The 10,511-nt window shown below is 62.7% G+C and carries 11 protein-coding genes and 1 pseudogene; 6 read left to right on the top strand and 6 right to left on the bottom strand.

The features are described 5' to 3' along the window. Positions 1 to 128: 128 nt before the first annotated feature. A complete protein-coding gene (locus tag L8K25_RS22225) occupies positions 129 to 1,031 on the bottom strand; it encodes a LysR family transcriptional regulator (RefSeq protein WP_242141212.1) in 903 nt (300 codons plus the stop codon). A 93-nt stretch (positions 1,032 to 1,124) separates the two neighbouring features. On the opposite strand from L8K25_RS22225, the gene L8K25_RS22230 reads away from it, so the two are divergent. Together L8K25_RS22230 and L8K25_RS22235 are read left to right on the top strand one after the other, a co-directional pair. Then, the gene (locus tag L8K25_RS22230) at positions 1,125 to 1,979 is read left to right on the top strand and encodes an oxidoreductase (RefSeq protein WP_242141213.1); all 855 of its coding nucleotides are present in this window, start codon (positions 1,125 to 1,127) and stop codon (positions 1,977 to 1,979) included. A gap of 63 nt (positions 1,980 to 2,042) precedes the next feature. Further along, positions 2,043 to 2,783 (top strand): annotated as a pseudogene (locus L8K25_RS22235) (SDR family NAD(P)-dependent oxidoreductase). Between the two features lie 275 nt (positions 2,784 to 3,058). On the opposite strand, the gene L8K25_RS22240 reads toward L8K25_RS22235, so the two are convergent. The 3 genes from L8K25_RS22240 to L8K25_RS22250 form a co-directional block, all read right to left on the bottom strand. Further along, positions 3,059 to 3,952 carry an NAD(P)-dependent oxidoreductase gene (locus L8K25_RS22240; protein WP_347341175.1) on the bottom strand — a complete coding sequence of 298 codons (894 nt, stop codon included), beginning with the start codon at positions 3,950 to 3,952 and terminating at the stop codon, positions 3,059 to 3,061. A gap of 65 nt (positions 3,953 to 4,017) precedes the next feature. Further along, the gene (locus L8K25_RS22245) at positions 4,018 to 4,344 is read right to left on the bottom strand and encodes an EthD family reductase (protein WP_242141215.1); all 327 of its coding nucleotides are present in this window, start codon (positions 4,342 to 4,344) and stop codon (positions 4,018 to 4,020) included. 60 nt (positions 4,345 to 4,404) lie between these two features. Next, complete coding sequence (locus L8K25_RS22250) at positions 4,405 to 5,397, bottom strand: alpha/beta hydrolase (RefSeq protein WP_277923796.1); 993 nt, start codon at positions 5,395 to 5,397, stop codon at positions 4,405 to 4,407. A 311-nt stretch (positions 5,398 to 5,708) separates the two neighbouring features. On the opposite strand from L8K25_RS22250, the gene L8K25_RS22255 reads away from it, so the two are divergent. From L8K25_RS22255 to L8K25_RS22270, 4 genes are all read left to right on the top strand, one after another. Next, positions 5,709 to 6,338 (top strand): TetR/AcrR family transcriptional regulator, encoded by a 630-nt coding sequence (locus tag L8K25_RS22255; RefSeq protein ID WP_242141216.1) that lies wholly within the window; start codon positions 5,709 to 5,711, stop codon positions 6,336 to 6,338. 235 nt (positions 6,339 to 6,573) lie between these two features. Continuing rightward, positions 6,574 to 6,906: a transposase gene (locus L8K25_RS22260; RefSeq protein ID WP_242141217.1), complete on the top strand. Its 333-nt coding sequence runs from the start codon at positions 6,574 to 6,576 to the stop codon at positions 6,904 to 6,906. Positions 6,907 to 6,946: 40 nt separating this feature from the next. After that, positions 6,947 to 7,249, top strand: a complete 303-nt coding sequence (tnpB, locus tag L8K25_RS22265) for an IS66 family insertion sequence element accessory protein TnpB (protein ID WP_347341176.1) — start codon at positions 6,947 to 6,949, stop codon at positions 7,247 to 7,249. A gap of 46 nt (positions 7,250 to 7,295) precedes the next feature. Further along, positions 7,296 to 8,900, top strand: a complete 1,605-nt coding sequence (locus L8K25_RS22270) for an IS66 family transposase (protein ID WP_242141218.1) — start codon at positions 7,296 to 7,298, stop codon at positions 8,898 to 8,900. Between the two features lie 237 nt (positions 8,901 to 9,137). Here the strand turns inward: L8K25_RS22270 and L8K25_RS22275 are convergent, their stop codons facing one another. Both L8K25_RS22275 and L8K25_RS22280 read right to left on the bottom strand, forming a co-directional pair. Next, positions 9,138 to 9,371, bottom strand: a complete 234-nt coding sequence (locus L8K25_RS22275) for a hypothetical protein (protein WP_242141219.1) — start codon at positions 9,369 to 9,371, stop codon at positions 9,138 to 9,140. After that, positions 9,371 to 10,511 (bottom strand): IS66 family transposase (locus L8K25_RS22280; protein ID WP_242141220.1); only part of this gene is annotated, 1,141 nt, incomplete at its 5' end. The genes L8K25_RS22275 and L8K25_RS22280, both read right to left, overlap by 1 nt.

Below are 10,511 nucleotides of genomic sequence, written 5' to 3' on the forward strand. Positions count from 1 at the left end.
GACGGCGTTCGATGAACGACGCGTATCCTGATTTAACTTTCTAAAAGAGATTTAGGGCAAGAGCGTAATACGCAGCCGTTGCTTTGCAAAAGAAGGTTGATCGAGCGTTTCCTGACACTGTGTGCAGTCTACATATACCGGGCTGTTCGAGCTGCGGCGATGAAGGCGGAGAGAACCGGTCTGACCTGCCGGCGTGACGGGTGGTACAGGTAAAAACCCGTAAACGGCGGCGTCCAATCCTCAAGCAGGCGAACCAACCGCCCAGCTTCGACGAGCGCTGCAGCCCTTTCTTCAAGAACATAGGCAACACCTAATCCCGCGATGGCTGCATCGAGCATGAGAGCCGGTTCATTAAACGTCAGCGGTCCCGATACGCGGACCTCCACGGACTGTCCGTCACGCTCAAATTCCCACGGGTATAGGGAGCCGGCGGCAATCATCCGATAATTGATGCACCGATGATCGACCAGGTCCCGCGGCTCACTCGGGTGGGGGTGGTCGGCTAGATATTGAGGCGCCGCGACCACAGCCATTCGCAAGTCACCCCCGACCTTCAAGGCGATCATGTCCCGTTCGAGCTTTTCGCCCAACCGGATACCGGCGTCAAAGCCATCGGCGACGATGTCGCGAAAGCCATACTCGATCAGAACCTCGACCGTGGCGTGCGGATGCGCGCGGGCGAACGCTGGTAGCACTGGGCGAACGACTGCGTCATAGCCTTCGCGAGTGGCGGTGATGCGTAGCGTGCCATGCACCGCGTCATGACCCAAACCAACTGCATCAAGCGCGCCTTCGATGCTCCGTAACGCCGGGGCGAGCGTCCGGAGCAGTTCTGTACCAGCCTCGGTCGGCGACACGCTCCGGCTCGTGCGGTGGAGCAAGCGATAGCCCAGCCGCTTTTCCAACTGCGTGACGGCGTGGCTGAGGTTCGATGTGGACGTCTTCAGTTCGGCCGCAGCGCGCGTGAAGCTCCCTACCCGGGCGATGCAGGCGAAGGACGCCAGATCGTCCAGGTTCCCCCTTTTCATCATTCGACCTCGTTCAACGACCCTTTCGAAGACGACAGTCTAATTCAATCCTCTCGAAGCACCAAATCAGGAGCATCAAATCGAAGGAGTGATACGATGCTGAAATCCGATGCTGTCTGGCTTGTCACCGGGTGTTCCTCCGGTCTGGGACGCGCGATCGGCGAGCAAGTGATTGAGGCCGGCTATCGGCTCGTCGCCACCGCGCGCGACCCGTCTGCCCTGGCCGATCTTGTCGAAAAGGCGGGTGAGCGAGCGATCGCGGTAGCGCTCGACGTGACCGACACCGATTCTGTGGCGGCGGCGGTTCGCGCCTCGGAGGAGCGGTTCGGGGCGGTCGACGTGCTCGTGAACAATGCCGGCTACGGCTATTTTGCTGCGCTCGAAGAGGGCGAGGAAGCCGACGTCGAGGCCATGTTCCAAACGAATGTGTACGGGCCTTGGCGGGTTGCTAACGCGGTACTGCCAGGCATGCGTGATCGCGGTCACGGTCACATCGTCAACATCAGCTCGGTCGGCGGCCTCGTCACCTTTCCGGCAGTAGGCTTCTATCACATGGCGAAGTTTGCGGTGGAGGGCTTCTCAGAGACCCTGGCCAAGGAGTTGCAACCCTTTGGTGTCGGCGTGACCGTGGTGGAGCCGGGTGCCTTCCGTACCGAATTCCGCGGCACGTCTATGAAACAGTCGGCTATCCGACTGCCGGCCTATGCCGAAACCGCTGGCAAGGCACGCGACAACGTGATCGCCGCTAACGGCAAGCAGCAGGGCGACCCGGCGCGGGGCGGCCGGGCGATCATAAAGGCGGTCGAGGCCGAGCATCCCCCGCTCCACCTGGTCATCGGCGGCGATGCGCTCGATCTCATCCGCAAGAAGATCGCCGATCTCACTCACGACCTCGACACCTGGGAAACCGTAACCCGCAGCACGGACTTCCAGGACGGCGCAGCGGCCTAACTGCCCAGGCGACGTCCGGTTCACAACAGCCGGACGTCGCACCGATAGCATGGAGGTTCGATCATGAAGCGTTTCGAGAACAAGGTCGCCATCGTCACAGGTGCCAGTGGCGGCATCGGGCTCGCTACCGCCCTGCGTCTGGCGAGCGAGGGCGCGCGTCTCGCCCTTCTCGCCCGCGACGCCGGACGGCTGGCCGATGCACTGGGCAAGGTCGAGGCAGCCGGCGCGCCGGGCACCCTTATGCTGGCGGGCGACGTCGCTGATGAGAAAACCGCAAAGGCACTCGTCGCCAAAACCTGCGAGCGCTTCGGCGGACTAGATATCGTCGTCAATAACGCCGGCGCCCTTACGACCGAGCCGCTGGTAAAGTTATCGACCAAGGATTGGCGTCGGGTCCTGGATGTGGACGTCATGGGCGCCTTCCATTTCGCGCGCGAAGCGCTGCTGCACGCACGCAAGGGTGCTGCCATCGTCAACGTCTCCAGCATCCATGCTTTCGCAACCTCCACCGGCATCGGTCCTTATGCTGCGGCCAAGGCGGCGCTGGATTCGCTCACTCGCACTATCACGATCGAAGGCCGGTAGCGCGGCATACGGGCAAACTCGGTGCTTCCCGGCGCGATCGAGACACCCTTCCTCCACACTAATCCCAACGTCGACAGCGGCAACGAGAACATCGATCCGCGCGAATTTGGCACGGTCGACAATGTGGCCGCGGCGATCGCATTCCTGGCCTCGGATGAGGCGCGCTTCGTTCAGGGTGCCACGCTCGTCGTCGATGGCGGCCGTACCTGTTATCTGTGAGGATAGGCCGAACCCGATCCGTGCGTGAAGTGGCGCATCATCGCCTCTCGATAGAGACATCATCATAGGCGATCGGGAAACAATTGAGATCGATGACATGTAAGCTGCGCCTTCGTGTAGGTCGTCTAAACGCAGTCGTGTCAACCATCTTTGTGCCGAATGTCATGTTGGGTTTTGATCCCGTTTTCTGTTCCATTACAACGTCGACCCCTCTCTCTAGCGCTGATATACTTCGCCGCCTGCGCACGGCGCGACACCACCGACTCATCCGGACATCAATTCTCGAGAGTGAACTTGGCCATCGTCGACCAATCCTGATCGCCGAACCCTGCTTCCACCGCCTCAGCCATGCGCCCATGTACCGCGTCCAGCATCGGCAGCACCTTGCCCGCAGCACCGGCAGCTTCCCGCGCAAGGCGAAGGTCCTTGAGGCCGAGGGTCGCCTTGAAACCGGACCGATAGTCGCTCCTGGCGATGTTGGCGGAGTAGACTTGATAGGACCGGCTGCCGAACAACGTGCCAAGGATGAGCGCGAAGAACTCCTCGCGTGACAGTCCGTTTGCTTCGGTCAGCACCACGGCTTCCGCCATGGCCTCGATCGCCATGGTGATCATCATATTACATGCAATCTTGGCGGCATTGGCGGTCGGCGCCTCTGCCCCCATCGGCCAAATCCGGCCGCCGATCACTTCGAGTATCGGGCGAATGGTGTCGATCGCTTGCGAATCGCCACCGACCAAGATGTTGAGCTCACCTTTTGCAGCAACATCGGGCCGCCCAAGGACGGGCGCGGCGACATAGCCGATCCCAGCGCTGGCATGAGCTGCGACGAGACCCTGCGAGAAGGCGACCGAGATGGTCGACGCGACGACGTGAACCAATCCGGCGCGAGCGCCCCCGAGCAGATTTGGCTCCAGCACGACGGTGCGGATCGCTTCGTCGTCCGACAGCATCGTCAGGACGGCATCGGCGTTGAACGCCTCGGCAGCCGTATCCAGCATCGTCACGCCTTCGATCCCATCGCCCGAGCGGTTCCACGCCCGCACCTCATGTCCCGCCGCGGCGAGGTTTTTGGCCATAGCGCTTCCCATTGCGCCCAAACCGATAATGCCGATCTGCATATGTGGTCTCCTGAAGGAATATGGTAGTTGAGGCGCATTCACGCTCATATGTGGCGCCCGCAAACCGCGCACAGCTACGCGCCGTATTGCGGCCCCCTGCTTCACCGGCCGCTCTAGTTGAGCGGCATCAGGTGCGATCTCTTCGGCGTTAACGTGGTAAAATTGCGAATGTCGGCCCGAACCCGATCCGCCTCAGTCGATCCGAATGCCATTTGGGCCGCTTCCACGCTCGAATACCGGAACTCGGCAATTGCGATCGTTCCTAGCGCTGATTCCGCCGGAAAGAACGCGGCAAGACTAAGCAAGCCATATTGTTCATAGGCTGCGCGTGCCAAAGGCAAGTGATGAGCGAGGTAATAGTCGCGGTCGAACCTGTCCTGCGGGCCGCCCTCGTAGGTGACATAGATAATCGAGGTGTCAACGGTGTCGGCGCTTTGCATGTGATGGAGCTCCTATAAAGTCTGCGGTAACGACGGGCTCGTTGCTGACCGAGACCAGGGTTATTTCTCGAGAAACTCGACAACCATCGGGTTGAGCTTTGCCGCGCATTCTTCCGGCAGCCAGTGGCCGCAACCGGGCATCACTACGCCTCGTACGTTCGTCGCATATTCTTTCAGCTGGTCGCCTTCGAGGGTGCCCATGCCGCCATTCCCGCCGCCGCCGATGGCGAGCACCGGCATCGTTAGCTTGGTCGCGGACAAAGGCTTGTTACGGCGCGCGGTCTCGTTGAGGGCGCGGTAATATTCGAAGCCACCGTGGAGCGTCCCCCGCTTCGCGTAGGACTGGCCATAAAGGTTGAGCAACGCCGGCGAAAAGACGCCCGTGTTAGTAGCGTGCATCTTGATGAAATGCTCGAGAAAGAAGCGCTCGTGACCGCTTATGAGCGTTTCGGGCAGCATGTCTCCCGCTGCGAAGAAGCTGAAGTGCCAGACGAGCGATTCTCCTTGAGGTGTGAAGGCGGGAAATTCATAGAGCCGTGCGTCCGGGATTGGAGCTTCCATATAGACGAGGCGGCGGATGTCAGCCTGATGCGCGACGACCATCGGATAGGTGTTCCAAATGCCGATATCATGGGCCACCAGATCGAATGGTGCCTTAGGGCTGAAACTCTTGGCAAACTGGTAGAGCAGCGGCGCTATGTCCTGACCGGCATAGGATTTCGGTGCGCCGGACATTCCTAAGGCCGGCAGATCCACCGCCACCACCGTGTGCGTCTTCGCTAATAGCGGCATTAGATGGTGCCATTCGTACCAGCTTTGCCCAAAGCCATGGACCAGCAGCACGAGCGGACCAGCGCCGGCCTTCAGATAATGCAACTTTACGCCGTCTACGCGCGCGTAACCGGGGGTGAAGCCGATCGGTGCCGGAAACTCTTCCGTGGCCGGGGCCGTAGCTGCGGCTACCGGAGATGCGAGCGCCGCGGGCGTCATGGTTGCAAGCGAGGTGGTCAGGGCGAGCCCCACAGCGGCGCGCTCAAGAAGGGTGAAGAGCATCAGCAGTCCTTTTCTTTGGGACGAGGATCATGCGGCATCCCCTGGGCCGGGCGTGAACCTTTGCCGGTACGGCTGAAGCGAGGAGAGAGCGATCGCGAGAGCGTAAGTCCCGCTAAGGAAGGCGTCGAGTTAGCTAGTGCCAAAAGCGCAGCGAACTGTAGCTGGCCTCGTCCATCCTCAGCATGCGTCCTATCGGTTTTGTCATAGCAAACCTTACTTATGGACTGATCGATCCTGAAATAGCGTTGGCGTCGCTAGGTTGTCAACGATTTCCGGATCGCCTACTTCAGAAATCAGCAAAGGAGCTTGATTTGGCCCGGACCGGACGCCCGCGCGCCTTCGATCGTGACGAAGCCGTGCTCCACGCCATGCACCTGTTTTGGGAGCATGGTTTCGAAGGCGTGTCGCTGGAACGACTTCGCCGGACGATGGGCGGCATCTCGTCAGCGAGCTTCTACGCAGCTTTCGGTTCCAAGGAGGCGCTGTATCGCGAAACGCTGAACAGATATCTTACAACGCACGGCGCGGTCATGATGGTACTGCGCGATGAAGGCTTGCCACCGCGACAGCGGCTCGAGCGGGCGTTACGCGAGTCCGCGCAGATGCAGACTGCGCCAAATCATCCGACGGGTTGTATGGTTACATTGTCGAGTACGATCTGCTCTCAGGGCGGGTACTCCGTTCAAGCGCTGACGAGCGCTGAGCGGGCGGCGAACCGTGAGGCGATCCTGGCCTGCATCACCAATGCGATCGACGACAGAACCTTGCGGCCTGACACCAATCATGCCGGGTTAGCCACATTATTTGAAGCACTGCTGGTAGGCCTGTCCATTCAAGCCCGAGATGGCGTGTCGACCGAAGACCTTGATGCTGCGGTCACGGAAGCATTAAACGCCTGGGACGCGAACTCCATTGAACGCGCTTGTAGCAAGATGCAATGACGGTCAGCCTAGCTTGGGATCAAAGACGGAGGTGGACGCAGACCAGTCACCAACGCGTCCTGAGCAGGTTAAAACCGTTTTCCCGAAAGACCATTTAAAGCCGCTCAAAAGCAGGCCGAACGGAACGTCGAGGACAGTACCCCTCCGGTGTGGACCGCCTTGCCGGGAACGGGTGATCGGCTGACGTAGCACTGGTGCAAGCGACGGTGTTTGCACCGGTGTTAGCGATGGTGCGATGAGTCAGATCACGATTATTTCGGGCGTGGATCGGCGCCGGGTTTGGACGGACGATCAGAAGCGGGCGCTGGTGGCGGCGTCCTGCGAGCCGGGAGCGAGCGTGGCGGAGATCGCGCGGCGTGCCGACCTGCGGCCGAGCCAGCTTTATCGGTGGCGACGCGATCTTGCCGAGCCGGTGTCGCCGGGCTTCGCGGCGGTGACGGTCGGCGCCGAGCCTGAGGCCGCGGCAGGATGCGCGATAGTGCTGGAGGTCGGCGGGGCGGTGCTGCGGATCGCAAGCGATGCGCCGCCCGCATTGGTGGCGGCTGTGGTGCGGTCGCTCAGGCGATGATCCCGGTCCGAAGCGACGTCCGGATCTGGCTCGCGACCGGGTGCACAGACATGCGCCGTGGGATGTTCGGTTTGGCGTTGCTGGTGCAGCAAGGCTGAAGCGCGACCCGCATGCCGGCGATCTCTACATCTTCCGTGGACGACGCGGCGATCTGATCAAGGTGCTGTGGCATGACGGTGTGGGTATGTCGCTCTATGCCAAGCGGCTCGACCGTGGACGGTTCATATGGCCTGCGGCGACTGATGGCGTCGTAGCGATCACCGCGTCGCAGATGGCGTGTCTGCTCGAAGCGATCGACTGGCGTAATCCGCGCATGACATGGCGTCCGCAGGCCGCTGGATGATGCTAAAAAGCTAGGTTTCCCGGGGCTTTTTTGCTATCCTCAAGCCATGGCAGCGGCACCCATCAGCGATGTCACGGCGCTTCGCGCGGCACTTCTGGATGCCGAGGCCGAAGCTGCCCGCGCGAAGGCGATCAACGCCGATCTGGCGGCCCGGGTGGCTCTGCTCGAGCTGCAGAACGAGAAGATGCGTCGGGCACTTTACGGGCAGCGTTCCGAGCGCGGCCAGTTGTTGATCGACCAGCTCGAGCTTGGTCTGGAGGAGCTGGAGGCGAGCGCCGGCGAGGATGAGGCTCTGGGCCAGCGTGCCGCGGCCGGCACCCCTGTCGAGGCGTTCACCCGGACGCGACCTTCGCGCAAGCCGTTGCCGGCGCATCTGCCGCGCGAGCGCGTCGTCGTTGCCGCGCCGACCAGTTGCGCCTGCTGCGGGTCGGACCGGCTGTCGAAGCTGGGCGAGGACGTGACCGAGACGCTGGAGGTGATCCCGCGGCAGTGGAAGGTCGTGCAGACCGTTCGTGAGCGGTTCGCCTGCCGCGTGTGCGAGGGCATCACTCAGCCACCTGCTCCGTTCCATGCGACGCCGCGCGGACTGTTCGGACCGAGCTTTCTGGCGATGGTCATGTTCGAGAAGTTCGGGACGCATCAGCCGCTCAACCGCCAGCGCGACCGCTATGCTCGGGAGGGCGTGGAGATCAGTCTGTCGACGCTCGCCGACCAGGTCGGGGCGTGCGCGGCCGCACTCGCGCCGCTCCACCGGCTGATCGAGGCGCACGTTCTAGCCGCCGAGCGGCTCCACGGTGACGACACGACCGTGCCTGTGCTGGCGAAGACCAAGGCCCATGTCGGACGCCTATGGACCTACGTGCGCGATGACCGACCGTTCGCAGGGCCTGCGCCGCCAGCTACCCTGTTCCGCTATTCGCGCGATCGTCGCGCCGAACATCCGGTCGCACATCTCACCGGCTATGGCGGTATCCTGCAAGCCGACGCTTATGCCGGCTACAACACCCTGTTCCGCTCCGATCGGTCGCCGTCACCAGTCATCCGTGCACTCTGCTGGGCACATGCCAGGCGCAAGTTCTTCGAGCTGGGCGACATCGCCGCGCAGCTGCAGCGGCGTAAGGGTGCATCGGTCATCTCGCCGATCGCGGCCGAAGCGGTCAGGCGGATCGACGTGATCTTCGACGCCGAACGCGCGTTCAACGGCAACACCATCGCGGAGCGGCTTGCCATGCGCCACGAGATCGCGCTCCCGCTCGTCACAGACCTGGAGCAGTGGCTGCGATCCCAGCGTGCCGCGCTCGCACGCCACAACCCGGTCGCGGGTGCGATCGACTACATGCTCAAGGACTGGGCTGCGTTCGCCCGGTTCCTCGACGACGGCCGTATCTGCCTGACCAACAACGCCGCCGAGCGCGCGCTGCGCGGCGTGGCCTTGGGCCGCAAAGCATGGCTGTTCGCAGGCTCCGACCGCGGCGGGGAGCGCGCCGCGTTCATGTATACGCTGATCGGCACCGCCAAGCTCAACGACATCGAGCCGCAAGCCTGGCTCGCCGACGTCCTCGCTCGCATCGCCGACATCCAGCAGAGCCAGCTTTACGAACTGCTACCTTGGAACTGGCGACGACCAGCAGAACTGCTCAAGGCCGCGTAAACGCGGTCCTCACCGGATGCCTACGCTTCGGCGGTGTCGTCGGAATTCATGTGTTTTCCGACGGGGAAGGCACGGCGGCTTGCGACAAATGCCAGTCGTTCACTCCGTCCGCGCTGAACATCGGGTCCTAACGGAACCTGCCGTTCGCGCCGGTCAAAGCGGATGATCGGAAACGCGTCTTAATATCGGTCTTTGGTCGACTCCGCCGTATCCATCCGCCGAAGGCCGCGGATGATGTTAGCTTTCCTGCATAAAATCCGAGCGGCGTTGGTCGAGAAATTCGTCGAGGTGATCGAGACCGCGTCTGGTGAACGCAGTTGTGGAGACAGCGTCGTCGTCGAGGCTTCCGATGACGTTCAGGCAACCATCTTCGGGCGACATCTCCTGGGCAAGTACCTCGACCACGTCGATGTCGACGCCAAGCCAGCTCGCGGCGTAGCGAGCGGTGAAAACCATGGACGGTGCCGACATCAGGCGGCCTTCGCGACTTGGATTCGAGGTGCCCAGTTCCACGGCAATAGCTGGTCGAGCCGAGCCGCGGGGTGGTCCGCGATGCGGGCGAGCACGTCGGCGAGCCAGGCTTGCGGGTCGACATCGTTGAGGCGGGCGGTCTGGATCAGCGTGTAAAGGACGGCGGCGCGCTGACCGCCGCGGTCCGAGCCGCAGAACAGCCAGGCCTTGCGGCCGAGTGGGACGCAGCGAAGGGCGCGCTCTGCGGCGTTGTTGGTGAGGCAGACCCGGCCGTCGTTGAGGAAGTGCGTGAACGCATCCCAGCGGCGCAGCATGTAGAGACACGCCTTGGCGAGATCGTGGTTGCGCGACAGGATCGCGCGTTGGGCGGTGAGCCAGGTGTGGAGCTCGGTCATCAGCGGCGCGCTGAGCGTCTTGCGTACCGCGAGCCGGTCGGCAGCGGACTTGCCGTTGATGGTGCGCTCGACGTCGAACAGAGCGTCAAGGCGCCGCACCGCTTCGAGCGCGATCGGGTAGATCATGCCGGTCCGCTCGCCGCGGCTCTTCTTGCGCGCGGCGCCTGCGACGTCGGCGAGCTCGAAGAACTTGCGTCGGGCGTGCGCGAAGCACCCGGCTTCGCGTACTGAGCCCGGCGCACGACCTTCGCGGTACAGCTCGCCATAGCCGCCGTAGGCGTCAGCCTGGAAAATCCCTGACCAGGACGCGAGATGTGCCTGTGGGTGCTCGCCGCGCCTGTCGCGTGAATAGTGGAACAGCGCTGCGGGTGGGTCGGCGCCGGCAAACGGCCGATCGTCCCGGACATAAACCCACAGCCGAGCAACATCTGCCTTGACCTTAGCCATGACAGGAACGGTCGTATCGTCACCGTGCAAGCGCTCAGCGGCGAGGATGTGATCCTCGATCCGCCTATAGAGTGGCATCAGCGCGAATGCGGCGGCGCCAACTTGGTCGGCGAGCGTCGAGACGCTCAGCGGTACGCCTTCGCGCGCGAACCGCTCGGCCTGGCGGTTGAGCGGCTGGTGTTGGCCGTACTTCTCGAACAGCAGCATGGCGAGGAAGCTGGCCCCCGCCCATCCGCGCGGCACGACGTGGAACGGCGCTGGCGGCTGGCTGATAGTCTGGCAGTCGCGGCACGAGACC

Source organism: Sphingomonas sp. TREG-RG-20F-R18-01 (assembly GCF_022662475.1).
In the GTDB taxonomy this organism is placed as follows: Bacteria; Pseudomonadota; Alphaproteobacteria; order Sphingomonadales; family Sphingomonadaceae; genus Sphingomonas.